Genomic DNA, 26671 nt, shown 5'->3' on the forward strand with positions numbered 1-26671 from the left:
AAGCCCTCCGCTTCCGATTTTTCGGGATGCGGAGGGCTTTTTGCAGGAATAAATCTTGTAATCTCTATTTGTTGTCTTCGCTGATGATGCGGTAATACACCTTTGCGGTGAGGGCATAGACGACCGCATAGAGCACGGAGAATACGAGGAACGACGCGACGGTGCAGGTAATAAACACCGTTTCGGAGCTGAGCATCATAGCGCGCAGAATAGCGCGGATGATGGGGTACGCGAACATCACGTGGATGCCGGCTGTGATGAGCGGCAGGAAGAAAACGGTCAAAATCTGCGTATGGATAGAGTGCTTTACTTCCTTTTGGCTGAGGCCGACCTGCTGCATGATGGCAAAGCGGTTCTTATCCTCCATACCTTCGGAAATCTGCTTATAGTAAATGATGAGCACGGCCGCCATGGTAAATACAAAGCCGAGCGAGATGCCCATGAAAAGGAAGCTGCCGTACATGCCGCGAATATCCTGCGCGTTTTCGGCACGGCACTCAAAACTAAAGTATCCGTCTTCGTCCCAGAATACGCTTTCTTCGTCCGGCATGATGGTCGTAACGTCTTCGAGGATCGCATCGTAAAACGTCTGTTGTTCCTCATCTGTCAGTTTGCCGAGCGAGATGCAGTAGTACTCGGTGGGCGTGATGACTTGACTTTTTTCCGCATAATCCGGCAGAACAACGACATACGGTTTGGAGACGTAAGCGTGATATTTGCCGCGCAGATTAAAGGATTTCGGCGTGGGTAAAAGCGTATACGTCGTGCCCGCAAATGTCATGGTGTCCGGCATAGGTACGCCGTCTACACTCATATAAAGCGCCGTGCCCGGTTCCACGGTCACGTTTTCGTCTGTGATGCGGTTATAGGTCTCTGCAGAAAAAAACAGCACGTTACGCGTGATGGAGTCGACCTGCGCGGTGCCGTCTTTCATGAAGATTGCAGAGGAATGGTCTTCGGTTTCTTCTGTGGAATCGTAGCCGGTCAGGAATTCATAGGACGTATAGCTGCCGCCCGGAACGTTTTTCAGCGCATCGGTCAGAAAGGTGTCCATGTCGACCATGTGGTTCGGGTCTTCCATACTCACCAGAACATCTGCCGGGTAGCGGGTGTAGATCATATTTTCGGTGCCGAACCACAGCGAGCAGGTGGAGGACAAAATGACGAGCACCATGGTGGAGAGAATGCAGATATTTGCAAGCCCGACGGCGTTTTGCTTCATGCGGTACAGCATGCCGGAAACACTGATGAAGTGGCTTGTTTTGTAATAATAATTTTTATTGCGGCGCAAAAGCTTTAAAAGCGCGATGCTGCCCGCCGTGAACAGGAAATACGTGCCGATAATGACGAGGAGGACGGCAACGAAAAACAGGGAGATGGCGAGGACAGGCTCACGGGAAGACAGAATGGAAAGCGCATAGCCGGAGCCGAGGCACAGCACGCCGAGAATGGCCATGAACGCTTTCGTCTTCGGCTCGCGCTCGCCGACGTTCGTGCCGTGCAGAAGCTCTATGGGACGCGAAATGCGCACACGAAACACATTCGAGATGTAAATCAAAACGTAGATTACGCCGAACACAACAGCAACGTACTGCAGGCTTTTCGGGATGATGTGAAAGCCGTAATTCGGCGTGATGCGTATCATTTTGGCAACGATGAGAAATGTGAGCTTATCAAGCAAAATGCCGACGGCGCAGCCGCCTACAATAACGATAAGCGCCGTGAAAAGCGTTTCCAACCCGATAACGCGGGCAATGTGGCCTTTGTTCATGCCGAGCACATTATAGAGACCGAGTTCTTTTTTACGCTGCTTCATCAAAAAGCTGTTCGTGTAAAACAAAAATATAACGGCAAACAGCATGACGACGGTGCTGCCGAGCGTGAACATCATTTGCGACGTGGGACCGAGCTCCGTATTATTGGAAAGCGAATTTAAAATGTAGCTGACCGCTGCCACAAAAACGCCCGCCAGCATAAACGGCACGTAGCTGCGGCGGTGCTTTTTGATGTTCTGCGCCGCCAAGCGCACATATAAGTTATTCATTTTCGTGCCCTCCCGTTACGCGCCTGCCGCCATGGCGGTGAGGGTATCCGAAATACGGTGGAACATCTCTTCATTTGTGGAACCACCGCGGTAAATTTGGTGGAACACAACGCCGTCCTTGATGAACAGTACGCGGCCGGCATGGCTTGCGGCCTTAGTGGAGTGCGTGACCATCAAAATCGTCTGACCGGCGCGGTTAATCTCGCCAAAGAGCGATAAAAGGCTGTCGGACGCGCGGGAATCGAGTGCGCCGGTGGGTTCATCCGCAAGGAGAATCTGCGGTGAGGTGATGAGCGCACGCGCCACGGCGGCGCGCTGCTTCTGGCCGCCGGAGACCTCGTACGGGTACTTCTGGAGCAGCTCTGCAATGCCGAGCTGCTGCGCGAGCGGCAGAAGCTTCGCCTGCATCTCCGGAAAATGCTTGCCCGCCAAAACGAGCGGCAGAAAAATATTATCCTGCAGGGTGAAGGTATCAAGCAGGTTGAAATCCTGAAAAACAAACCCGAGGTTCTGGCGGCGGAACGAAGCAATCTCCTTTTCGCCGATGGTTGAGAGTGCACGGCCGTTTAAGAACACCTCACCCTCCGTGGGACGGTCAAGCGCCGCCAGGATATTTAAGAGCGTCGTTTTGCCGGAGCCGGATTCGCCCATGATGGCGACATACTCGCCGCGCTCCACAGCAAATGTGACATTCGTGAGCGCCTGCACGCGGCTGCCGCCGAACCGCGTGGTGTATACCTTTTTCAATCCATTGACTTCCAAAACAGCCATAAATAAGTCTCCTTTTTCAATTCGTTGACAAAAGTATACAGCAAAAAGCGGACGCAGAACATCGATTCACCTTACAAAATGAAAGGCGGAGCTTACATTTTTGTAAGGTCACTCCACCTGTAAATTGCTTTCCTTCATATCGAGCAAAAAGGTGCTGCCTGCGCCGGGGGCGGACTGCACGGAAAGCGTGTGGCCGAGCATATCGGCGGCGCGGCGGCTCAGATACATGCCGAGACCCGTCGATTTCTTTTCTGCCCTGCCGTTATAGCCCGTGAAGCCCTTTTCAAAAATGCGCGGCAGGTCTTCCGGTGCGATGCCGATGCCGGTATCGCTGACCTTTAAGACCTTATTCTTTGTAACGGTAACGGTCACGGTGCCGCTTTCCGTATATTTTACGGCGTTTGCGAGCATCTGACCCAAAATGAACGCCAACCACTTTTCGTCCGTTAAGACCTGCACCGGGGCAATATCGCACTTTAACGCGATGTGCTTGCGGACAAACTGCCCGGCGTACTGCCGCACGACGCGCTTTATGACGGGTTCGACCTCGACTTTGGCGAACACAAGGTCGTTTGACGTGCTGTTTAAGCGCGCGTAATTCAAGGCCATTTCGGCATAGCGGTCTATGCGGAACAGCTCTGCGGAAAGTGCGCGGCTGCGCGGGGTATCTTCTTCGCCGAGCATCAGCCGCATGGCGGAGATGGGCGTTTTGATCTGGTGTACCCACATGGTGAAATAATCGGTGTTCTCCTCCTGCCCACGGCGGCGGTCGGTCTCACTTTGGGCGAGCTTGGTGCACAGCATGCGCACGGCTTCGTCATAACACACGGCCGTGCTGCCCGAGGGCTCCGGGAGGTCATCGCGCGATTCGGGCAGATTCAAAAGCGCCGATTCCAACCGGCGAAACTGCTTATGAAACCGCAGATAACTTAAAATAAAGCTTAAAAGTCCCACCGCCGCGCACAGCAGCGCCGCGTACAAAACGGGATCGGCGGGCAAATCGTATAAATAGAGGATTACCGCAAAAATGGCAAAGCACAGCAGCAAAAACGCGATCTGCAAAATGTGTGCGCACAGGTATGAGAAAAACAGCGCGCTTTCTTTTTTCTTCATGGGTCACCTCACAAAACGACATAGCCGCTGCCGACGCGCGTCGTGATGAAATCGGTCAGGCCGATGCCGGAAAGCTTCTTACGCAGGCGGGTCATGTTGACGGTCAGCGTGTTTTCTTCAATGTACAGGTCGTATTCCCAAAGGCGTGTCATGAGCGTTTCGCGGCTGACGACCTTGCCGCGGCTTTCCATAAGCGTCTGCAAAATGCGGAACTCATTGCGCGTGAGCTGCACCTTTTGGCCGTCGTGCGTCACGGTCTCATCGTTCAGGTTCAAGACCGCGCCGCCACGCTCAATGACCGGCACACGGTCGCCGAGGTCGTAGGTACGGCGCAAAACGGCGCGAATTTTTGCCATAAGCACGGAGGGGTCGAACGGCTTTGCGATAAAATCATCGCCGCCCATGTCTACCGCCATCACAATATTCATATTTTCCGACGCGCTGGAGACGAAAATGATCGGCACGGCGGATATTTTTCGGATCTCGCTGCACCAGTGGTAGCCGTTAAAAAACGGCAGGGTGATGTCCATGAGGACAAGATGCGGGTCGAAATCCGTAAATTCGCGCAGAACATCGCGAAAATCGCGGACACAGCGCGGGGTAAGCCCCCAAGATTCGATGATGCGGCTGACCGCACCCGCAATAGCCTCATCATCTTCAACAATCAAAATTCTGTGATTTTCCATAGTATCTCCAATTTACAAATTGTTAGCCTCGCTTCTCCCCGAGTACCCGCTTCAAAAACGCCGCCGAGCGCTCCATGTATTTCAGCTGCTCTATGGAGCCGAAATGTTCTGCCGCAAAGCTGCCGGTGTAACCGGAGTCAAGCAAAACACGCACCATTTTTTCAATGGGCAGATTGCCGTCGCCTACCGCCACGGGATACAGCTTGCGGTTTGCGACCGTGACGCACGGACTGCCGGTGTTTTCCGTAAACGCGCGGTCTTTGCAGTGTACGGACGCAATGTACGGACGGAACAGGGAAAAGCTCTTCACCGCGTCCTCCTCATTATAAAGGAAATTGCCGGTATCAAAGCCGCAGCGCAGACCGGGCACATGCTGCATAAACCACATGAGCTCATCGGCGCGGGAGTACGGCGCCGTAAGGTTATCGAACTCCTCCATGACAACCGTGATGCCGTGCTTTTCCGCTTCCGCTGTAAGCTCCGTTAAAGATGCCGCCATGCGCAGGCGGCGGGTTTCATACTTTGCGCTGCCGCGCACCATTTCGTCCTCCGTCAAAAAACCCGCCACGGCAAGCAGGAACTTGCAGTTTGCTTTTTCACAGCAGTCTATGACGCGCAGAGATTCCGCACGGTCGTTTTCCGGGGAACCCGTCTCGCTGCCGAAATCGAAAAAATTATAAATGCCGTTCACGCAAAGACCGAATTTTTGCAGCGCAGGCAAAATTACATCACCCTCGTTTTTGATGCGGTTCGCGTCGAGCTCCACACCGTCAAAGCCAAAGCGTTTTACCGCCGCGCACACTTCATCTAATGTAATATTCTCCTGCTTCATGGCTTCTGCCATGTGCTCGTAAAAAACAGAAATTCGGTTCATATAAACGCCACCTCCAAAAGTATTTTCAGCATAGCAGGCAATGCGGATTTTGTCAATGCAAAACCCGCAAGCAGCACGCGTTCCGCTGCCTTATCCGAAAATTTTTCCCGGCGGCACAATGTGACAGAATCAAAATTTGTCCCACATGTATACTGGTGTCGGGAGGTGAAAGCGTGACCGTTTATGCCGACCTGCTTTTCATCGTAAACCTCTACATAGACGCGCTTTTGCTCAGCGCGGTACGGCGTTTTTTGCGGCTGCCGCTTACGGGAAAAAGGCTTTTGCTCGCTTCCGTGCTCGGCGGGGTGTTTGGGCTTTCTGCCCTGCTGCCCGCGCTGCCGGGGGTTGTTTTGTTTCCACTGGCGCTGTTGGAATCGCTTGCGCTGTGCGCGGCGGCGTTTGCGCCAAAGCCGATGACGCAGCTTTTAAAAGCCGTTTTTTTGCTGTTTTTGTTTGGCGCGGCGCTTTCCGGGCTTTTGACGGCTGCGGCGTATTTTCTGCCGATACACGGCATTTTGCTCGCAAACGGCGCGGTGTATTTTAACATTTCCGCATTGACGCTCATTTTGCTCACGTGCGTCTCTTACGGCGTGCTGTACGGCTTCGACCGCCTGTTTCGCAAAAAGGAGCCGGACGTGTTTTTCGCAAAACTGACCATCACACGGCAGGGCAAAACCGTCACGCTGCCGGCGAAAATTGACACGGGGCTGACGCTGACGGAGCCTTTTTCCGGCACGCCTGCCATCGTTGCGGATCGGCGTGCGCTCGGTGTCATATTGCCGCCGAATTTCGGAATGCAAAGCACGGAAAATGCTGTTTCTATGCGGCTCATCCCGTTTTCTTCACTCGGAGCGGACGGTGTTTTGCCCGCGTTTCGGCCGGATGCGGCTTCGCTTTCGGGCATATCAATCGAATGCTGGGTGGCCGTGACCGACCGCACGCTTTCCGCAGGGAGTTTTCAGGCGCTCGTCGGCGCCGCCGTGTGTGACGCCGCGCAGATACAGGGTTTAAAACCCGGAAAGGACATCCCATGAAACACGATTTTCTCACCCGCATGCGCGAAATTTTTGCTCACTTTTTATCAAAGCTGAACGAAGACACCTGCCACTACATAAACGGCCCGGAAACGCTTCCGCCACCGCTGACGAAAGAGGAAGAGCAGGTGGTTTTTCAGAACATCCGTGACGGAAAACCGAACGCACGCGACCCTCTTATCACGCATAACCTGCGGCTTGTCGTGTACATTGCGAAAAAATTTGAATCGCCTGCCGTGAACGTGGAAGACCTCATTTCCATCGGCACCATCGGGCTCATCAAAGCGGTAAATACGTTCAGCGTGGAGCGCAACATCAAGCTTGCGACGTATGCTTCGCGGTGCATTGAAAACGAGATTCTGATGTACCTGCGCAAAACGGCGCAGCTGAAAAACGAGATCTCGCTCGACGACCCTCTGAATGTGGATTGGGACGGCAACGAGCTCCTGCTCTCCGATCTACTCGGCAGCGACCCCGACATTGTGAATCGCGGCATCGAGCAGGAATCGGAAAAGCAAACGCTGCTCCGTGCCGTTGAAAAGCTTGACCCGCGCGAAAAGCAGATCATGGAGCTGCGGTTTGGGCTGAACCGGCAAAAGGAGCACACGCAAAAGGAAGTTGCCGATGCACTCGGCATTTCGCAGTCGTACATCTCAAGGCTTGAAAAGCGCATTTTGCACCGATTGAAGACAGAAATGGAGAAGGCGGGATAAACACGCCATAAACACGACAAAAAGCAGATGTATCTACCGATTTTGGTGACACATCTGCTTTTTCTAAAAAATACACCGGTTTTAAAGTATTCGGTTTATACGAGTTTCAAATATTTGACCCCATACGGCGGCAGCTCCACCCTGCCGTGGATGTCGCTTGTTTCGCCGGTTAAAAAATCGACCGCTTTGTACTCGCCGCGGGCGTCTATGGAACACGGCGCGTTTTCCGCATTGACGGCAACAAACACCGTCTCATGATCACAATGACGCTCAACCAGCAGATTTTTATTCTGAATGGTGATGTTCTTATAATCTCCGTAATTCAATGCGCGGCTTTCGGTCTTCACCTTCGCGAGTCTTTCGATAAACGAGGTGAGTTCGTTTTCGACGGGTGCATCGAAGCACGGGCGCAGGACGTTGTCACCCTCATGCTTTTCGCCCTTTGCGCCCCACTCGCTTCCGTAATACAGGCACGGAATGCCCGGCATGGCGAACAGCACGCCGTACAGCGGGTAAATTTGCTTTTCGTCGTTTAAAATGCTCGCGATGCGCGTTACGTCGTGGTTATCGGCGAAGTTCATCAGGTGCTTTCCGCGGTACAGCGTCCACGGCTCCGGGCCGAACTGCCGCCCGAGCGAATGCGCAATCTCAAAAAGATTCATCGAATTGAACGCAGAGTAAAGCCCTTTGTAGCACTCGTAGTTCGTCACGCTGTGCAGCAGGTCGTCTGCGGTGATGCGGTTGTAATCGCCGTGAATCATCTCGCCGATGAGCACAAACTCCGGCTTTTTGCCGTCGCAGTACGCGCGCAGTCGGCGCATGAAATCTTCATTCAACATGTACGCCACGTCAAGACGCAGGCCGTCGATGTCGAATTCATCGATCCATCTGCCGACGCAGTTTAAAAGATACTCGACAACGGTGGGGTTATAGAGATTGAGCTTGACAAGCTCGTAATGTCCCTCCCAGCCCTCGTACCAAAAGCCGTCGTTATAGGCGCTGTTACCGTCGAAATTCAAGTGAAACCAGTCTTTATAAGGAGAGTCCCACTTTTTCTCCTGCACGTCACGGAACGCAAAAAAACCGCGGCCCACGTGGTTGAATACGCCGTCGAGCACAACTTTGATGCCGTTTTCGTGCAGCGCATCGCACACGGCTTTAAAATCTTCATTCGTGCCGAGGCGGCAGTCTATCTTTGTAAAATCACGCGTATCGTAGCCGTGGTTGTCCGATTCAAACACCGGGGAAAAATACACCGCGCCGATATGCAGCTTTTTCAGGTGCGGAATCCACCCTTTGACCTTTTGAATGCGGTTCACGCACACGCCGTCGTTCGGCATGGGCGCACCGGTAAAGCCCAAGGGATAGATCTGGTAAAACACCGTTTCATCTGCCCACATTGTTATATTCGTTCCTTTCAAGAGAGTTATGCCGATTGCAACTTAAAACGTGTACATGCCGTCTGCCGTCTGGCGGATATCCGCGTTATAGAACGCCGTCATGGCCTTTACCATGTACGCGGTGTCCTTTTCGCCCGCCGTTTCCACGCAGGAGTGCATCGCGAGCTGCGGGATGCCGATATCGACCGTGTTGAGCGACAGATGACCGTTTGAGATATTGCCGAGCGTAGAGCCGCCCGCCATATCGGAGCGGTTATGGAAGATCATCACCGGCACCTCGGCCTTACGGCAGATCTCGCCGAACACGGCGGCGGAAACGGAATCCGTCGTATACTTCTGGTTTGCACTGTACTTGATGACGATGCCGCCGTTTAAGTAGCAGCGGTTCGTCTGGTCACACTTTTCCGTGTAGTTCGGGTGCACGGCATGGGCATTATCGGCGGAAAGCATGAAGCTATCCGGCATTTTGCGCAGCCACTCCGCTTCGGGGATATTGAGCGCGGCAGCAATGCGACGCACGGTATCCGTGAGAAACGTGGAATCTGCGCCCTGCTTTGTCAGCGAGCCGACTTCTTCGTTATCGAACACGGCGCTGATGAGCAGCTTTTCTTTGTTTTCCGCGTTCAAAAACGCTTCCGTTGCGGAGAACGCGCACTGGAGGTCGTCGAGGCGCGGGGACGCGATGAACTCGTTCTCCATGCCGAACACAACGCCGTGCTGGCGAGGATAAAGGAACATATCGCTCGAGATGACGTCTTCCTTTTTAACGCCTGCCTCTTCCGCGATGAGCGCGTTATAATCGGCGTTTTTGCCGCCGAGCAAGGGCAGCAGATCGACCTGCGGGTTTAACTTGTGGTCTGCCATGCCGCGCGTCATGTGAATGGCAAGGCTCGGAATGATGCACAGGTCGCGGTCAATATTCAAAAGCACACTCTTTACGCCGCTTTCGGTACGCACCACGGCGCGGCCGGCAAGCGACAGCGGACGATCAAACCACGTGGAAAGGATCATGCCGCCGTAGCCTTCGGTGTTGAGCTTTTTGTAGTGACCCTCTACGGTGATCTCCGCGCCGCTCTTTACGCGGAACGTCGGGGAATCGCTGTGCGCGGAGACAATCTGCATGCCGTTATAGTTTTCCGGCACGGAGAACGCCAAAACAGAAGAGCCGTTGCGCGTCGTAAAGTAGCGCTTGCCCTTTTCGAGCGTCCAGGTTTCGTTTTCAAGCAGGCGAATGCAGCCCGCATCTTCCAGCATTGCACATATATTTTTCACCGCATGAAAGCACGACGGAGAAGCGTCGATAAACTTCAGCAGCTTTTCGGTGGTTTCAGAAGTCTTTAACATTTCGGTCATTCCTTTCCTTGTTTCTATTCATCATAGCACAAAACGACAAATATGGGTAGAGCAAATTTCAGAAAAAAAGACCGCCGCACCGAAACAGTACGACAGTCTTTAAAAAATTGATTCATTTGCACGCGTTTCCGATGGCTTCGTTCACGCGTTCGCGCAGATCAGGCAGATAGGACGAGGTGCGCGGATAGCTTGCAAACGTCATACTTTCGCCGTCTCCGAGCAGTTTTAAAACGCTTTCGCGCCCAAGCTTTTCTTCGGCGAGCGACAACGCGCGCATATCATAAAGCGCCATGGCGAAAACCTTTTGCCGCAGCGACGGCAGCGGGCCGTTTTCGCCGGGATAGACGGAAAATCCGTCGCCGCCCGGGAACGCGCCGCCTGCGTCCGTCACCTTGAACGGATTGATAACAGATTTGGAGAGCTGCGAGTTCCAGAAGTTATAGCCCCAGTGCAAGAATCCCGTGATGTGATACTTCCACATCTGTACGCCCAAAATGCGATTGCGGTTTGAGGGCATTGCGAGGAAACGGTTGCCCACGTCCACGCACTGGCTGCAGCAGGTATACGCCCAAAGATCCGGTACCTCGTTTTCGATAAACGGCGTGATATGGTTCGTCGCGACGATGGGGTGCTTGACGAGCCCCTCCGTGTAGTAATCATACGACGAGAGCGCGTCGCGCAGAATGCAGCCGGGCAAATACGGCTCCACAACAGATTTCGCCTTTAAGTAGTCCGCCTTGTGCTCCTCGCTCGGCTCGTCCGAAATGTGGAACATAAGGTCACTTTTTTCAACGCCCGCTTCTTCAAAGAACGTAAGCAGCTGCGGCAGCAGCGCGCGCAATAATGCCGCGTATTCCGGGTCGGTTGCCGCAGTATACCAACCGAATTTCAGCTTGCGTTCGCCGTTTTCGGTGACGTAGATATTCGGCGCACATTTTGCACCCCACTGTGTGAAGAAGTGGGAAATCTCAAACTTAGAAATGCCGCAGTCCTTTGCGGTTTCCACCCAGCGGGCAAGCCTTGCGAAATCAAAATGATAACCCGCATCGTTCTTTGTGATCTCCACAAGCTGCGTGCACGGGCGTTCTTTGCCGATCTCGGTATCGAGCGCGGGAGTGAACACCGGCGTCAGGATCATGTTCATGCCGTGTTCCGCCGCCATGCGCATATACTTGTCTAACAATGCCCAGTGCTCTTTTGAGTAAACCTCCACGCCGTAGCGCGCTGCGATGCAGTCGCCATGGAACCACTGCGTGAACGTGAGCTTCTGCTCCGGCAAAGTGACCGGCACGACCGTCAAACGGAAAATTTCGCTTTTGCCGTTTGCGCTGATCTCCACGGGGTAATCGCCGCCCGCGGCATCGTCGTTCACTTTGAGGCTTACCCACAGCACCTCGCGGCCGTTGACGTTCACCGCGCCGTCCGTGACGGGATACAGCACATCCGGGAACGTGCTCGGCTCTATTGTGATGTAGTCATCATCGAACCTGTCCGGGTACGCGGAAAGCGTGCACGGCACATAGCCCTCGCGGTACACCGCCACTTTAACGGGTGCATCGGTGCGCACCTCAATGTAGTGCTCGCCCTCGCCCGTGACGATGGCCTGAAACGCGGTCTCTTCTCCGCGCAGAGCGCTCGCCTTCGGGTACGGCGCAAAGGTCTTTTCTTCCTGCGCCATGACTTTTTCCATCGGTGAAAGAAGCCGGATCGTTGTCTGCATGGATTTTTCCTCCCCTAAGTTGACCGTGTCAAACTGTGTAAAATCCGGTATATAACGTTCGCCGGCGGCGCTGCGCTTTTGGCAGAAGCCGGGCAAACCCAGTTCCAACATATAATTTTGTACTTTGCGGCTCTCCCGCAGGGTGATGCGGCGGTTAATGTCCGCAAATTGCGGCTCGTGTAAAACACGTCCCATCGGCGTATACTGGCTCATCAGGCTCACGGGCACGCCCGGGAAATGCTGTTTGATGAGCTCCAGCGCCTGCATGGAATTGCGCGTGTGGCCGGGCAAAATGAGCTGCCGAATGATGATGCCCTTTTGCAGCATGCCGTTTTCGTCGTACACATTTTCGCCCGTCTGTCGCACCATCTCATGAATGGCAGCAAGCGCCGTTTCACAGTAGTGCGGCGCATTGGAAAGCCGCACGGCGAGATCGTCATCCGCATATTTGAAATCCGGCAGGTAAATGTCGACGAGCCCATCTAACATGCGCAGTGTCTCGACCGATTCATACCCGCCGCAGTTGTAGACAACAGGCACGCGCGGCTTATAGATGCGCAGCGCTTCGGCAATTTGCGATGCAAAGTGCGTCGGCGTAACAAGGTTGATGTTGTGCGCACCCATAGCTTCGAGTTTTTTTATCGTCTCGATAAATTCTTCAACCGTAAAATCCTTGCCGTGTAGGCTTTCGCCGGAGATCTCATTGTTCTGGCAAAACGCGCAGCGCAGCGAGCAGCCGGTAAAAAAGATCGTGCCACTGCCGCGCGTACCGCTGATGGGCGGCTCCTCCCAGTAGTGGAGCTTCGCGCGCGCAATGTGCATTTTGCCGCCGCTTTGGCAGTAGCCGCGCATGATTTCACGGTCAACACCGCATTTTCGCGGGCACAGTGTGCAAACGCTCATGCGTTTTGTTCCCTGAGCATCAGGAACCCGGCATTAGAGCCGCGCTTGCCGCGCGTCACGCGGTGTGAAAACAGCAGGTCGCTGTTGCACATGGTGCACACGCCGCCCGTTGTGATGTGCTCGGGCAGCACGCCTGCACCTAATAAGAACGCACGGTTGCACGCCCAAAGATCAACGTGGAATTTGCCGTTGCCATCGTCCGTGACGAATTTGTCGCTGTCCGGCAGCGCGAGGAATTCCTCCGCACACGGGGCGTCCACCTCAAAGCACTCCTTTGCAATGGACGGGCCGATGGCCGCGAGCAAATCCTCGGGGCGGGTATCGAACTCCTCCTGCATTTTCTCTACGGTAGCTTTTGCCATGCCGTTCACCGTGCCGCGCCAACCGGCGTGCGAAAGCCCAATGGCGTGATGAATGGGGTCGTAGAAGTAAAGCGGCACACAGTCCGCCGCGTAAATGAGCAGCGGCAGATTCGGCTCATCCGTCACAAGGCCATCCACGCTTTCCATGTCCTTTGGCTTCCAAATACCCGTGCCGGCGTTTTTCATCGTGACACGGCGCACGTTCGTGTGGTGATCCTGCGCGCCCGCCGTTATATTCTCTACAGGGATATTCGCCGCTTGAGCGATGAGACGGAAATTTTCTTTTACATTTTCGTCGCTGTCGCCGCGGTTGAAGCCGAGGTTCATAGCGGCAAACTCTTCTTCACTCACGCCGCCGATGCGCGTGGAGAAGCAGTGCGTAAGGTACGGGATATTCTCCCACGCCTTAAACGTCAGCAGTCCCACACCGTTTTCTTTGATTGTCAGACGCATATCGGCGATGTCTGCGTTTTCGGCGCGGCGCGGCTTTTCGATTTTCGGCAGCGGAATGGATTTGCGGCTCACGATAATACCCTCATACTTCTGCTTCACGCGCAGCTGACCGCAGAATTCATAGCCGCACTTTTCGCACTTAAATGTACTGCGCAGACTCTTGTTTTTCACAGTCCATTTGCCGCGGCGCTTTGCTTCGCCGCCGCATTTTTCGCACGTGAAATGCAGATGCTCCTTTTCGATCAACGGGCTGTTCACGTCACAGATATACGTCGTTTTAAACGTGATGCGTCTGTAAAACTCCGGGTCCTTGCAGTCCTGAATGAACGGGCGGAACGTATCCTTTGTGTAAATGCGCTCCAGCACCATGGCGGACAGCACGCTGTCGTCGAGCGCGCGGTGGTGGTCGAGCGCGCCGTCATCGATGGAAAGCAGCTCTGCCGCTTTGGAAAGCCCAAGCTGCTCCTTGCCGTCCTCACCAAGGCGCTTTTCCACGTACTGCTGTAAATCGACATAGCGCTGCAAAAACGGAACGGTCTCCCCGCCGCCGAAATAGCGGCAGTTTTCAATCAGCGCCAGAATGTCCGACGTGCCCCACGTGGCAATCACGCAGTCGCCCGCCCATTTTTTGAAGCGGCTCATCACCTGCATGTACGGGCGTGCGTCCAAAAGATTCGCATCCGTAATGTTAGTGAGGTCCGAGATAACCGCGCTGATCTTTTTTGTCACCTGCGGTTTGACAAAGCAGGAAAACCGGTCTGTGATATTCAGTTGTGCATCGAGCTTGACCGCGCCGAACTCGATAATCTCATTGATAAAGCCGTGGAGACGGCGGCTGTACGCACCGTTCCACTCCAGATCCAAAATAACGATATTCATTGGCTCTCCGTATGTCTTTTCCGTTGGTCAAATTTGTAAATTACTTCTTTTTCGCAGCCTGCTTCATGCGCAGCTCTTTGCTCAGCACCATCTTGCGCATGCGGATGCTCTTCGGCGTGATCTCCACAAGCTCATCGTCCGCGATGAACTCGAGGGACTGCTCCAGAGAGAGCACGGTGTGCGGGGTCAGCTTCAGTGCGTCGTCGGAGCCGGAAGCACGGGTGTTTGTCGCGTGCTTCTTCTTGCAGACGTTGATGACGATGTCGTCGCCCTTCGGGTTGCTGCCGACAATCATGCCCTCGTAAACCGGTACGCCCGGCCCGATAAACAGGCGGCCTCTGTCCTGTGCGTAGAACAGGCCGTAAGCCGTGGACTCGCCGGTCTCGTGTACAACGAGAGAACCGGTGCTGCGCTGCTGAATATCTCCCTTATACGGCTCGTAGCAATCGAACACGTGGTTCATGATGCCGTTGCCGTTCGTGTCCGTAAGGAACTCGGAGCGGTAGCCCATGATGCCGCGGGACGGGATCTTGAATTCGAGGTGCGTGGTGCCGCTGTCGCGGGTACCCATGTTGAGCAGCTCTGCCTTTCTGGTGCCGAGCTTTTCCATGACCGCGCCGACGTAGTTATCCGGAACTTCAATCATCAAAAGCTCCATCGGCTCCAGCTTCTTGCCGTTTTCTTCCTTGAAAATAACACTCGGGCGGGAGACTTGAAATTCGTAGTTCTGGCGGCGCATCTGCTCGATAAGAATGGAGAGGTGCAGCTCGCCGCGGCCGGATACCTTAAACGTATCGGCGGAATCGGTCTCTTCCACGCGCATAGCAACGTTCGTTTCGACCTCCTTAAACAGGCGGTCACGCAGGTTGCGGGAGGTGACATATTTGCCCTCGCGGCCCGCAAACGGGGAATTGTTGACCATGAACATCATAGAAACGGTCGGCTCGTCGATCTTGACGAACGGTAGCGGCTCCACGTGCTCCGGGTCGCAGGCGGTCTCACCGATGTTGAGGTCTGCCATGCCGGAAACGGCCACGATGTCGCCGAGCTCTGCGCTCTCTGCGTCCACGCGCTTGAGGCCCTCAAACTGGTAGAGCTTCGTAATGCGCGCGTTGCGTTTTTCGTCGCTTGTGCTGTTGCAGATGGTAACGGTCTGGCCGACCTTTACGGAGCCGCGCTCCACACGGCCGATACCGATACGGCCGACGTACTCATCATAGTCAATGTTGGAGAACAGCACCTGTGTCGGGCCGTCAAGGTCGCCCTCCGGCGCCGGAACATCGTTTACAATGGCTTCAAACAGCGGCTTCATGTCCGTGCCCTTTTCGTCCGGCTGGTTCATAGCATAGCCGTCACGTGCGGAAGCGTAGACCACCGGGAAATCGAGCTGGTCTTCGTCTGCACCGAGCTCAATGAAGAGGTCAAGCACTTCGTCCACGACTTCAAGCGGACGTGCGCCCGGGCGGTCGACCTTATTGACGACAACGACCGGCTTTTTGCCAAGACCAAGCGCCTTCTTTAAAACGAAGCGCGTCTGCGGCATACATCCCTCAAACGCATCGACAAGCAGCAGAACGCCGTCTACCATCATCAGAATGCGTTCCACCTCACCGCCGAAATCGGCATGGCCCGGGGTATCAACAATATTGATTTTGATGTCATTGTACATGACAGCTGTGTTTTTGGAGAGGATCGTAATGCCGCGCTCACGCTCCAAATCACCGGAGTCCATGACGCGCTCGGTTACGGCTTCGTTGCTGCGGAAAACGCCGCTCTGGCGCAGAAGCTGGTCCACAAGGGTGGTCTTGCCGTGGTCAACGTGTGCAATAATGGCTACGTTGCGCAAATTTTCTCTTTTTCCCATCTTTATCAATCCCTTTCTTTATCGTTCTTAACTTCAAACTGCTTCAAAAAATTCAAAACCGGCCGCGCCGTTTTGCATGCGCGGGATACGGCAAAAAACGGATTAAAAACTCGGTTTGCTCGTTAACTGAAATATTATACCACTTTTCGCGCGTTTTGTGAATATGTTCCGCCTTGGCGAAACCGCTGAAATATTGGGTTTTTGCGTTTTTTCTTTTGTCCTGCTTTCCTTGACGGCGGGCTTTGTTCGTGCTATTCTTGTATTGATTTTGAAACAGAGGAGTGCAAAACCTTGAAGAGGATCTTGAATTTCGGCTCACTCAATACAGACTATGTTTATAAGGTCGACCACATTTTGCAGGGCGGTGAGACCATTCAAAGCGAAAGCCGCACCGTGTTCCCGGGCGGCAAGGGGTTAAACCAGTCCATTGCGCTTGTGCGGGCGGGGCTTTCCGTCTGCCATGCGGGGCTCATCGGCACGGACGGCGAGCATCTGCGCGATTTATTGAATCAAAACGGCGTAGATACCTCCCTCATCGAAACGCGCGATATGCCGGGCGGGCACACCGTCATTCAGGTCAGCCGAGAGGCACAGAACGCCATTCTGCTTTTCGGCGGCTCCAACAGAGCTGTGGATGAAGCATATGCCGACCGCGTGCTTGCGCAATTCGGCGCAGGCGACATTCTTCTGCTGCAAAACGAGATCAGCGCGCTGCCGTATATTCTTGAAAAAGCCCATGCGCGCGGCATGGAGATCTGGCTCAATCCGTCCCCGATGAACGAAAACGTTTTAAAGTGCAATCTGTCGCTCGTTTCCGTGTTCGTTTTGAACGAAGTGGAGGGCGAACAGCTGACCGGCACAAAGATTCCCACCGCTATTTTGGATAAGCTCCTTCAAAAATACCCGCACGCCGCCGCAGTCTTAACGCTCGGCAGTAAAGGCGCGTGGTACGCCAAAGAAGATAAGCGCGCGTTTGCCCCGGCGGAGCTTGTCCGTGCGGTCGATACCACCGCGGCCGGCGATACGTTCACGGGCTATTTCATGCGCGGTATGCTGGATGGGCTTTCGCCGAAAAAATCGCTGACCCTCGCGGCAAAAGCCGCTGCCATTGCGGTCTCGCGCCCCGGTGCCGCACCGTCTATTCCCCTATATGCAGAAGTTATGAGCGAAAGGAACTGAAAATATGAGTGATTTCAGAGTTGCAGTACGCAGAACGAACGAGTGGGACGGCCCGTCCATGCTCAAAATTTACACACCCTACGTCGAAAAGACGCACTACACGCCCGACACCGAAGTGCCGACGCTCGCCGAGTACGTGCAGCGCATCGACACCTATACATACGGCCGTATGTGGATTCTGACGGAGATCAACAACCAGACGGCGGGATTCTGCTTTTTGACCGACCGCGATATTCCGAAAGACGACCTGTTCTCTGCCGACGCACAGCTGTACGTCTCCGAAAAATGTCTGCACAGCGGTGTGGGCACGTCTTTATATAGCCTGATGCTGGACATCATGCACCATGCAAATTACCGCCGCGTTACAGCGCACATCAATCTGCCGAACGATGCCGCCGTGGCATTCCACAAAAAGATGGGTTTTCACGAGGTCTCCGAAACAGACGGTGTTCTTTTAATGGAGTGCGCCATTGAGCCGGAAGACCCGAACGCAAAGCGCTTCACGAAAGCCTACCTCATTTTAGCGCAGGACTACGAGGCCGCGCGTGAGCACGCCGCCACATTTGTTAAAGAAGGTACGGTGGTATAATGGGCCCCTACGAATACGAAGTGGCGAGCATCGATGGCGACTACGCCGTTTTGCGCCGAACGGACAATGACACGCACGATGAAATTCTGGTCGCTCGCGCGCTTTTGCCGGAGGAGATCGACATCGGCACCGCGCTGCACTACGAAATGTTCACCTATTCCATCGTTTAACATTTAATTATTGGCAAAAATAGCCAAATATTTTTCCCGTTGATTTGGGTAAACCGTTCATTGAACTCACGTTGCTTTCTTGGTACAATGATACTTGTAAACTAACACGCAGCGAAGAGGTTCTACAAACGCGGTTTACCCTTATTTTCTACGGAACGGTTTACCTTAATCTTATTTTTTAGGAGTTGTTGTATCATGTCCAAACCGTCCGGTGCCATCGACATGACGCAGGGCAAACCGATCAACCTGATGCTTCGTTTTGCGCTGCCCATGATGATCGGCAGTATTTTCCAGTCGCTTTATTCCATGGTGGACTCCGCCGTGCTCGGCCGCTTCGTCGGCTCGCACGCGCTGGCCGCCATCGGTGCCACCACGTCCACAACGGGCCTCATCCTGCTGCTTGCAACCGGCGTGACGAGTGCCATTTCCATCGTGCTTTCGCAATATGTCGGCGCAAACGACACCGACCGCGTGCGCAAGGGCATTGTCGCCTCCGGGTGGATCACCCTTTTGCTCGGCGTTGTTCTGGGTCTCATCAGCGTTTTCGCCGCGCGGCCGCTCATGCAGCTTTTAAAAACGCCGGAAGACGTCATCGACATGTCCGTTCTGTACATTCAGATTGTCTGCGGCTGCGGCATCGCACAGTTTGCGTATAACGCCGCGGCATCTATCCTGCGCGCACTCGGCGACAGCAAAACACCGCTGTATTTCCTCATTCTGTGCTCCATTTTGAATGTTATCCTCGACCTCATCAGCGTCATCGGTCTCAACATGGGCGTTGCGGGTGTCGCCGTTGCAACGGTCGGCTCGCAGGCCATTTCCGCCGTCATCTGCATCATCGTCATGTTCCGCAAATACCCCGATCTGATGCCGAAGCGCCACACCCTGCGCCCGGATATGCCCGTCAGTCTTAAAATATTCGGCATGGGCGCGCAAATGGCTCTGCAAAGCCTGTTTCTTTCCGTCGGCATGATGGTCATTACGCGCGTCATCAACGGCTACGGCTCCAACGTCGTCGCGGCGTTCACCGTCGGCAGCAACGTGCAGAACCTCGCCGTGATGCTGTTCAGCAATTTCTCGTTCGGCTTTTCCGTCTATGTCGGGCAGAACTTCGGCGCGAAAAACGCAGAGCGCATCAAGCTTGGCGTGCGGCAAATCTTCCTTCTTGTCGGCGGTCTGAGCTTTTTTGCAGGCGTGCTGACACTCATTTTTGCTGAGCCGCTCGTCTCGCTGTACGTCAAGCCAAACGAGACCGAAGTCATCGCGTATTCGCTCGAATTCATCCGCATTCAGGCGTGGTTCTTCCCGTTCCTCGGATGGATCTGGCTTTATAACAGCACCGTCAAGGGCATGGGCAAAATCAACATTTCCATGGTCTCCTCCGTTGTGGAGCTGTGCAGCAAGATCGGTCTCTCGTTGCTTCTGCCCATCTGGATCGGCACCACAGGTATTTGGTTTGCCGCGCCGATCGGCTACATTCTGGGCATCATCCCGCTGCTCATCTACTATTACAGCGGCCGCTGGAAAAAGCTGCTCACCGTCCCCGCTGCAGAACCCGCAAAGGCGTAAAATACAACAAAACGGCAAAAGTCCGAAGCACCTAAACCGTGTTTCGGACTTTTTATTCTATCTTAAAATTTCACCCCAGCATCACGTCCAAAAGCATCATTAGCGCAAAGCCCGTCACAATGCCCATTGTCGCCGCATACGGCTGCGCTTCCTGGTTGCGCTGACACTCGGGGATGAGCTCGTGCACCGCGACTAAGATCATCGCGCCCGCCGCAAAGGACAGCGCAAACGGCAAAACGGCTTCAATGTACACGGCAAGCAAAGCGCCCAAAACGCCCGCAATTGGCTCCACAAAGCCGGAAGCCTGCCCGATGAAAAAGCTCTTCTTTCTGGAGCACCCCTCACGGCGCAAAGGCAGCGAGACCGCTGCGCCTTCGGGGAAATTCTGTAAGCCGATGCCCACGGCCACCGTCACGGCACCCATCAGCGCTTCCGGCGTATAGCCGCCGTTTTTCAGCGCACCGAACGCCACGCCCACAGCGAGCCCCTCCGGGATGTTGTGCAGCGTGATGGAAAGTACCAATAAAATGATGCGGTTCAGCCGTGCGTTTTTCTCGCCCTGCGCCAAAGCGGAGCGCCGCTGCGCGTAGGTCACGCATTTATCGGAGCCCCACATGAACAACGCACCGCAGAGAAACCCGAGTGTCGCCACCAAAAACGCAGGCATGCTTCCCGCCGCCTCCGCGCGCTCGATGGCTGGCTGCAAAAGTGACCAAAAGCTCGCCGCAATCATCACCCCGGCGGCGAAGCCGAGCATCAAATTGAGAATTTTGGGGTTCGGCGATTTAAACAGCACCACCGTGGCAGCACCAAGCGCCGTGACGAGCCATGTCCCCAGCGTCGCCAACAACGCATAAAATACAATATCATTCATTTTCAGCCCTCCTGATTTTATTATATGGAGAGGGAAAAAATGGGTGAAAAAAGCACGCGGTTTTTAAAACCGCGTGCTTGCCGTATTAAATTGATCGGATAATCTTCCACGCATCTGTCAGGCGCTCCAAGCTCCACGCGGCGTTCGCGGGGCTGGTGCTCGGCAGAACCGTTTCCGGCAGGTCGATCTCTTTCGCCAGATATTTTTGATACAGCTTGTGCGCCATTTGACCGTTTGTACACACATGCGTGATGTTCGCTGTCGATAAAATCACGGAAAGATCATTCGGCACAACGTTTTTGATGCTCGCGTCAGCCGAGCCCGTCACGTCGCACGAGGCAATGACGTCCCACAAGGCAACTTTATGCTTTAGCAAAAACGCCTTCTTTTCGGGGACATCCCCCGGCACCGGTTCACCGAAAACCGCGCTTAAGACGCGCCAAAAGCGGTTTTGCGGGTGCCCGTAGAAAAACGCCGCTTTTCTCGACTGCACAGACGGAAACGAGCCCAAAACGAGCACGCGGCTGTTTTTGTCGAACACCGGCGAAATTTCGTGCTGCACCATCAGTGTACCTTCTCGGCAAAATCCTTCTTGCGCTGCTCGTAGGCCGCCATGTTTTCCGCTTCAAACGCAAGCTTCACATCGCCCGCGCCCATCAGGCTCAAGATGTACTTTGTAAACGGCGGATTCAAAACCAAGATCGGCCCCACAAGGTATGTGCCGAAGAAGTTGTTTACGCGGATACCCTCGTATTTCGCCTTTTCGTTGAGTCCCACACCTTTGTTTTTCACGAACAAGCCGTGCGATTCATCCGGCGTGTAGGCCATCGTGAACTGCGTCTTAAAGCCCATGATGACATTGCCGTCAAATTCGCCCTCAAAGTCGCTGTTGTGGCGGTGCATCATGTTGCGCTTTGCGTACAAACGGTAAAGCCCAAGGCACTCTACGCGGCTGCCGTCCTCGTTTTCAATGTAATCGCCGAAGATTTCGAGCGCATTGCCCGTGAAAAGGAACACCGTGCCGTCGTCAATGGCTTTTTGGATTTTCTCCTTCAGCGGCATCAACTTGCGGATGACCTGCTCCTGCATACGCTCCGTCATGGGACCCATATACACAAGGTTCATTTTTTCTTCGGTAAAGCGCACATCGTCGCTGAATTTCGTGCGGATAAACTCCGCTTCCGGCAGCGTTTTTTCAAGGTAGACCATATTGTACGCGTCGCCGAACAGGTTGCAGAATTCCGGGAAAAGGACTTCTATTTTCATTTCGTCTCGCCCTCCTTCTCACGTTCGATCATCTTATCGCGAATGTCATTTGCCAAACGAATGGTGTATACGTCGTACAGAATAAAGACTGTGTCCGCTTCTTTCGAGACCGCCGCAGGCGTATCGCTTTCATCGCGCATGTGCACGATCTTCTCCGCCGGCACACCGGCCAGAAGCGTGCGCACATACGTATCGTGGTGGCGCGCACCGGCAATGACGACCTGCACGATGCTCGGGTCATTTAAAAACTCAAAATCGGTGTCGTAGAACCACGCGGTGTTCTCCACGGTGTGGCGCGCATCGAAGTAGTCGTCGAGAAACATCACAACGGACTTTTTGCCCGGCGCGTTACGGATATTTTCAAACGCACGGGAGCACGCAATGGGGTTCTGCCCCTTTGCAAGGTGCAGAATGTACTTTCTGCCGTTCACTTCTTTTTCAGAGTAACGCGTCTCGCTGATGCCCATTTTCTCCATGGAATTGCGGATTTTTTCTTCGGAAAGGCCGAATTCACGCAGCGTCGCAATAGCGGCAAGAGAGTTATAGATATTGATGTTCGTGCTGTTCAAAAGCGGATATTCTGATTTTTTGCCGCCCACCGCCACGTTCATCTTCATGTCTTTCGTATCGATGTCCGTTGCAAGGTAGTCGATGTCCGGCGAGCGGTAGCCGCAATTTTCGCAGTGCACACGGCCGATATGATGGTAGCGCACAATGTCGTGCACGAGCGGGCCGTGGCATTTGGGGCAGGCAGGCACATCATTTACGATATTGTCGCATTCCTTTTTGTCCGTGTCAAGGTGGTCGATGCCGAAATACACGCGGTCGTTTTCGGGCTTAATGGAACTGCAAAGCGGGTCGTCGCCGTTCAAAACGAGCTTTGTGCCCTTTGGAATTTCCTTATTCAGAATATCGAGGATAAACTCCGCGTGCGCGTTGCGCTTATAAGAATCACGGAAAATGTTCGTGCACAGCACAATGTCCGGCTGCATATAGGGGTAAATGTTCGGCGCAGAGCGCTCGTCCAGCTCAAACACCGCAAGGTCACACTTCGGCTTGCCGAAAAAGTGACTGTTCGCAATGAGCGTAGATGCCACGCCGGTCGCGACATTCGTGCCGGAGCGGTTGCACATGAACTCGATGCCGTTATCCTCCAAAACATCCTCGATCATGTTCGAGACAGTCGTTTTGCCGTTCGTGCCCGTAATGCCGATGATCTTCTTCGGTTTCGGCATGCGTCCGATAAAATCCGGGCACAGAATAATAGCCCAAGAGCCCGGCATGGACGTGCCCTTTCGCCCGATGAGCTTTAAAACCAGCGCCGTACCGCGTGCAAACATCAGCGCAAAATAAAAGCGTAAATTTCGTTTCATTTTCTTCATTCCTTAAATTTGAATTTTCCGTTTATCGATACGCATGATTATACTACTTTTAGACGTGAACTGCAAGATGAACTGCAAGATAACGCCGTTTTGAATTGTTTCGGCTCCGAAATTGCGAATATTTAGGAATTTTTCATAATCACGGATTGATTTTTCACAAAAAAGACTGTATGATAAAGAAAAGCAATCCATTAACTTAGGAGGAGTTCACCATGAAAACTTTACCCGTAGCGGTACAGGTTTATTCTGTCCGCGATGACGCTGAGCGCGATTTTAAGGGCACCATGCAGAAAATCAAGGACATGGGCTATGACGGCGTTGAGCTTGCAGGCCTTTATGGCATGAAGCCGGCGGAAGTCAAGGCAATTTTGGAAGAAGTGGGTCTCGTTCCGCTTTCCGCACACGTTCCGTTCCAGGAGCTCGAAGCCGACATCGAAGGCACGGTCGCACAGTATAAGGAGATCGGCATGCAGTACATTGCCATCCCGTATCTGATGGAAGAAGATCGTCCGGGCACCGAGAAGTTCCTCAAGAACATTGAGACCTTCAAGAAGATCGGCGAAGCCTGCAAGAAAGTCGGCATCACGCTGCTTTACCACAACCACGATTTCGAGTTTGTAAAGATGCCGAACGGTCAGTATGCACTCGATTATATCTATACCGAGATTCCCGCTGACCTGCTCCAGACCGAGCTTGATATCTGCTGGGTCAAGGTCGCCGGCGAAGAGCCGGTCGATTACATCAAGAAGTACGCCGGCCGCGCACCGGTCGTCCACCTCAAGGACTTCTACAAGGAAGGTAAGCCGGCCAACATGTACGAGCTCATCGGCATTGAGACCGAGAAGAAGGAAGAAACCGGCAAGTTCGAGTTCCGTCCGGTCGGCCACGGCATGCAGGACATTCCGCCGGTGCTCGATGCAGCACTGGAAGCCGGCTCCAAGTGGGTCGTTGTCGAGCAGGATCAGTCTTATGACACCCCCGCTCTCGAAGCCGTGAAGATGAGCCGCGATTATCTCAAGGGCCTCGGCTGGTAATCTTACCGAAGCTAAATGAAATAGTAATGCTGATTGGGGCGCACTTTCTTTCCCGGAAGTGCGCCTTCATTATATTCGCCTGTCGGCGAATGCTATAGTCCTTCGGACAATAAAAAGAAAAACGGCTCCCGGCGCATGAAAGCACCGTGGAGCCGCGTATGTATAAGCGAGATATTATGCGTCCTTCTTTTCCTCTTCGTCTTCCGGCGGAAGCACGGATGCGCAGTGCGGGCATTTTGTCGCGCCGATCTTTACGTCATCCATCAGGCAGTACGGGCAGGTTTTCGTGGTAGGAGCCGCCGGTTCCTCCTCCGGCTTTTTCTTCAGGTTCGACACGGCGTTTACCGCCTTCACAATGGTAAAAACAGCCGCAGCCGTGATGAAGAACGTAATGACCGCATTGATGACCTCACCGATGGCAAAGCCGCCCGGCTCCCATTCCGCAAACGTCGTATCCGGGAGCAAAAGACCGATGATTGGCGTCAAAAGACCGCTGACAACCGCGTTGACAATTGCCGTGAACGCAGATGCCACAACAACACCGACGGCCATGTCCAGCACATTGCCGCGCGCAATAAATTGCTTGAACTCTTCCAGTAACTTTTTCATAACAGATTCGCACCTTTCTGAATTTCTTTTAACAGCGTATCACAACTACTGTCAAAAAACAATTCCAATTTTGTTTTCCCCTCAAAATTTCCGACATTGCTGCGGTTTCCGACAGTTTTTTCTTGCAGAAGTATTGTTGAAAACCGTGAAATATGCTATACTGTTTTATACTTTTCCGAGATATACATAGGACGCTCGATGGTTTAAGGAGATGCACGCATGGCATATAAGATCTGGCTTTTTCTGTGGTACTTTGTGCTTGCTTCCTTCTGCGGCTGGGTCGCAGAGGTGGGGTACATCGGCATGGTATACCGAAAATTCAAAAACCCCGGCATGCTGAACGGTCCGTACTGCCCGCAGTACGGCCTGATGATTGCGCTGCCGTGGGCGGCACTGACGGCGCTGCATTGGCAGACGTCGTTTGTTGCCACGCTGTTTTTCTGCCTGATTTCAAGCTTCCTTGTGGAATTCACGTTCGCGTGGCTGCTGCGCAAAACAACGCACATCCGCCTGCGTGATTACTCCAAATTCAAGTGGAATATCAAGGGCTACGTTTCCGTGCCCGTCGCCACCGTGCGCGGCGTGTGCTTCTCGTTCATTGTGGTGTTCATCGTGCCGGTACTCACGTCACTTCTGCACTACGTCAACCGCACCGTCGGCTGGGTCATCCTCTATGCTGTCCTCGGCATCATGCTGCTCGACATCATCATCACGTCCATCACCGTGCAGCGCTTGAATCACCAGTTTAAACGCTTATCCGAACTCGGAGACCGCGTGCGCGAGGCGAGAAACGCCCTCGGCAATGCCGTCACCGGCGGCGCCATCGGCGCAGCGGAGGCCATCGATGACCTCGACCTGCAAAAGAAGCTTCAGGAAGCACAGAAGACCGCCGACGAAAACTACACGGCACTCCTCAACAAATCGAACTTCTTAAAGCGCCGCTTCATGAGCGCCTCGCCGGATATGACGAACGAGCAGTACGAAAAGGAATTAAAAGCGTACCGCATCACGACGGAAGAGCGCAAAAAGCGCTCCGCCGAACGCTGGAAGCGCAACCGCTATGAATATGAAGCTACATTCGAAAACCCGGAAGACCGCCCGTTTGCGTTCGGCATGAACTTCACAAAACTCTTCTGGATCTTCTTCATCGGCTGCCTTGCCGGTTTTGTGCTTGAAGAATGCTGGGCGTTCTTCATCGCGCACCAGATTGAGCTGCGTGTAGGCCTTGTGTACGGCCCATTCCAGCCCATTTACGGCGGCGGCGCAGCCATCATCACGCTGTGCCTGTATAAGCTCTACAAGCAGGACGACATCATCATTTTTGTTGCCAGCGGCATCATCGGTGCGGCGTTCGAGTATCTGTGCAGTTGGGGACAGGAGATGCTGTTCGGCACCGTTTCGTGGGATTACAGCGGCACGCCGTTCAACATTGACGGCCGCACAAACTTGATGTTCGCGCTCATCTGGGGCACGCTCGGCCTTATCTGGATCAAAGAAATTTACCCCGCCATGTCGCGCATGATCGAAAAAATCCCGAAGCGCCCGGGCGCTATCCTCACCATTTTGCTCGTTGCGTTCATGCTGTTTGACGGGCTCATCTCCTGCGCCGCGCTGACCCGCGCCAACGAGCGCGCCGAGGGCATCCCCGCCACAAGCTCGTTCCAAATGTTCCTCGATAAGCATTTGGACGACGACTACCTTGCGCTCGTCTACCCGAACATGCAGAAGGTCAACGAAGACGGCACGAAAAGCGAACCGCTGAAAGACACGGTAAAGAACACGTAAACGCAATCCGTCCATACTGCGGCAAAGAAATTTGAAGCTGTTTCA

The 26671-nt window shown here is 53.9% G+C and carries 23 protein-coding genes; 8 read left to right on the forward strand and 15 right to left on the reverse strand.

Annotated elements, in window-relative coordinates:
• Window positions 1-64: 64 nt before the first annotated feature.
• The 5 genes from R2K26_RS08295 to R2K26_RS08315 form a co-directional block, all read right to left on the reverse strand.
• Window positions 65-2044 (reverse strand): ABC transporter permease, encoded by a 1980-nt coding sequence (locus R2K26_RS08295; RefSeq protein ID WP_316519554.1) that lies wholly within the window; start codon window positions 2042-2044, stop codon window positions 65-67.
• A gap of 15 nt (window positions 2045-2059) precedes the next feature.
• A complete protein-coding gene (locus R2K26_RS08300) occupies window positions 2060-2815 on the reverse strand; it encodes an ABC transporter ATP-binding protein (protein WP_308448615.1) in 756 nt (251 codons plus the stop codon).
• Window positions 2816-2923: 108 nt separating this feature from the next.
• A complete protein-coding gene (locus R2K26_RS08305; RefSeq protein ID WP_316519555.1) occupies window positions 2924-3928 on the reverse strand; it encodes a sensor histidine kinase in 1005 nt (334 codons plus the stop codon).
• An 8-nt stretch (window positions 3929-3936) separates the two neighbouring features.
• Window positions 3937-4614, reverse strand: coding sequence for a response regulator (locus R2K26_RS08310; protein ID WP_176819734.1), 678 nt, complete (start codon window positions 4612-4614; stop codon window positions 3937-3939).
• Between the two features lie 22 nt (window positions 4615-4636).
• Window positions 4637-5488 (reverse strand): sugar phosphate isomerase/epimerase, encoded by an 852-nt coding sequence (locus R2K26_RS08315; RefSeq protein ID WP_316519556.1) that lies wholly within the window; start codon window positions 5486-5488, stop codon window positions 4637-4639.
• A 173-nt stretch (window positions 5489-5661) separates the two neighbouring features.
• On the opposite strand from R2K26_RS08315, the gene R2K26_RS08320 reads away from it, so the two are divergent.
• Together R2K26_RS08320 and sigE are read left to right on the forward strand one after the other, a co-directional pair.
• Window positions 5662-6522: a sigma-E processing peptidase SpoIIGA gene (locus tag R2K26_RS08320; RefSeq protein ID WP_316519557.1), complete on the forward strand. Its 861-nt coding sequence runs from the start codon at window positions 5662-5664 to the stop codon at window positions 6520-6522.
• Window positions 6523-6542: 20 nt separating this feature from the next.
• Complete coding sequence (gene sigE / locus R2K26_RS08325; protein WP_316519644.1) at window positions 6543-7235, forward strand: RNA polymerase sporulation sigma factor SigE; 693 nt, start codon at window positions 6543-6545, stop codon at window positions 7233-7235.
• A gap of 95 nt (window positions 7236-7330) precedes the next feature.
• Here sigE and R2K26_RS08330 read toward each other — a convergent pair whose 3' ends face one another.
• From R2K26_RS08330 to typA, 5 genes are all read right to left on the reverse strand, one after another.
• Window positions 7331-8635 (reverse strand): alpha-amylase family glycosyl hydrolase, encoded by a 1305-nt coding sequence (locus R2K26_RS08330; RefSeq protein ID WP_316519558.1) that lies wholly within the window; start codon window positions 8633-8635, stop codon window positions 7331-7333.
• 42 nt (window positions 8636-8677) lie between these two features.
• The gene (locus R2K26_RS08335) at window positions 8678-9979 is read right to left on the reverse strand and encodes a M18 family aminopeptidase (protein WP_316519559.1); all 1302 of its coding nucleotides are present in this window, start codon (window positions 9977-9979) and stop codon (window positions 8678-8680) included.
• 121 nt (window positions 9980-10100) lie between these two features.
• Window positions 10101-12611 carry a glycoside hydrolase domain-containing protein gene (locus R2K26_RS08340; protein ID WP_316519560.1) on the reverse strand — a complete coding sequence of 837 codons (2511 nt, stop codon included), beginning with the start codon at window positions 12609-12611 and terminating at the stop codon, window positions 10101-10103.
• On the reverse strand, window positions 12608-14305 hold the full coding sequence (pgeF, locus tag R2K26_RS08345; RefSeq protein ID WP_316519561.1) for a peptidoglycan editing factor PgeF: 1698 nt from the start codon (window positions 14303-14305) through the stop codon (window positions 12608-12610). The genes R2K26_RS08340 and pgeF overlap by 4 nt, the downstream gene beginning before the upstream one ends.
• 40 nt (window positions 14306-14345) lie before the next feature.
• Complete coding sequence (gene typA / locus R2K26_RS08350; protein ID WP_316519562.1) at window positions 14346-16169, reverse strand: translational GTPase TypA; 1824 nt, start codon at window positions 16167-16169, stop codon at window positions 14346-14348.
• A 291-nt stretch (window positions 16170-16460) separates the two neighbouring features.
• Here typA and R2K26_RS08355 point away from each other — a divergent pair, with 291 nt between their 5' ends.
• The 4 genes from R2K26_RS08355 (at window position 16461) to R2K26_RS08370 (ending at window position 19676) form a co-directional block, all read left to right on the forward strand.
• Entirely contained in the window at window positions 16461-17348 is an 888-nt protein-coding gene (locus R2K26_RS08355) for a ribokinase (protein WP_316519563.1), read from the forward strand.
• 4 nt (window positions 17349-17352) lie between these two features.
• Window positions 17353-17937: a GNAT family N-acetyltransferase gene (locus R2K26_RS08360; protein WP_316519564.1), complete on the forward strand. Its 585-nt coding sequence runs from the start codon at window positions 17353-17355 to the stop codon at window positions 17935-17937.
• Entirely contained in the window at window positions 17937-18107 is a 171-nt protein-coding gene (locus R2K26_RS08365; RefSeq protein ID WP_316519565.1) for a chorismate--pyruvate lyase, read from the forward strand. The genes R2K26_RS08360 and R2K26_RS08365 overlap by 1 nt, the downstream gene beginning before the upstream one ends.
• Window positions 18108-18302: 195 nt before the next feature.
• A complete protein-coding gene (locus tag R2K26_RS08370; protein ID WP_316519566.1) occupies window positions 18303-19676 on the forward strand; it encodes an MATE family efflux transporter in 1374 nt (457 codons plus the stop codon).
• A gap of 70 nt (window positions 19677-19746) precedes the next feature.
• On the opposite strand, the gene R2K26_RS08375 is transcribed toward R2K26_RS08370, so the two are convergent.
• The 4 genes from R2K26_RS08375 to R2K26_RS08390 form a co-directional block, all read right to left on the reverse strand.
• Window positions 19747-20550, reverse strand: coding sequence for a ZIP family metal transporter (locus R2K26_RS08375; RefSeq protein ID WP_316519567.1), 804 nt, complete (start codon window positions 20548-20550; stop codon window positions 19747-19749).
• A gap of 85 nt (window positions 20551-20635) precedes the next feature.
• Complete coding sequence (locus R2K26_RS08380; protein WP_316519568.1) at window positions 20636-21115, reverse strand: DNA-deoxyinosine glycosylase; 480 nt, start codon at window positions 21113-21115, stop codon at window positions 20636-20638.
• A complete protein-coding gene (locus R2K26_RS08385; RefSeq protein ID WP_316519569.1) occupies window positions 21115-21816 on the reverse strand; it encodes a hypothetical protein in 702 nt (233 codons plus the stop codon). Before R2K26_RS08385 ends, R2K26_RS08380 begins: the two co-directional genes overlap by 1 nt.
• Window positions 21813-23189: a MurT ligase domain-containing protein gene (locus R2K26_RS08390; RefSeq protein ID WP_316519570.1), complete on the reverse strand. Its 1377-nt coding sequence runs from the start codon at window positions 23187-23189 to the stop codon at window positions 21813-21815. Before R2K26_RS08390 ends, R2K26_RS08385 begins: the two co-directional genes overlap by 4 nt.
• A gap of 221 nt (window positions 23190-23410) precedes the next feature.
• Between R2K26_RS08390 and R2K26_RS08395 the strand changes: the two genes are divergently transcribed.
• On the forward strand, window positions 23411-24232 hold the full coding sequence (locus R2K26_RS08395; RefSeq protein WP_316519571.1) for a sugar phosphate isomerase/epimerase: 822 nt from the start codon (window positions 23411-23413) through the stop codon (window positions 24230-24232).
• Between the two features lie 174 nt (window positions 24233-24406).
• Here the strand turns inward: R2K26_RS08395 and mscL are convergent, their stop codons facing one another.
• Window positions 24407-24841 (reverse strand): large conductance mechanosensitive channel protein MscL, encoded by a 435-nt coding sequence (gene mscL / locus R2K26_RS08400; RefSeq protein WP_316519572.1) that lies wholly within the window; start codon window positions 24839-24841, stop codon window positions 24407-24409.
• A gap of 219 nt (window positions 24842-25060) precedes the next feature.
• Here mscL and R2K26_RS08405 point away from each other — a divergent pair, with 219 nt between their 5' ends.
• Complete coding sequence (locus R2K26_RS08405) at window positions 25061-26626, forward strand: putative ABC transporter permease (RefSeq protein WP_316519573.1); 1566 nt, start codon at window positions 25061-25063, stop codon at window positions 26624-26626.
• The last annotated feature ends 45 nt before the right edge of the window (window positions 26627-26671 follow it).

The sequence above is a fragment of the Neglectibacter sp. CSJ-5 genome, from assembly GCF_032490475.1.
Classification (GTDB): Bacteria; Bacillota; Clostridia; order Oscillospirales; family Acutalibacteraceae; genus Hominenteromicrobium; species Hominenteromicrobium mulieris.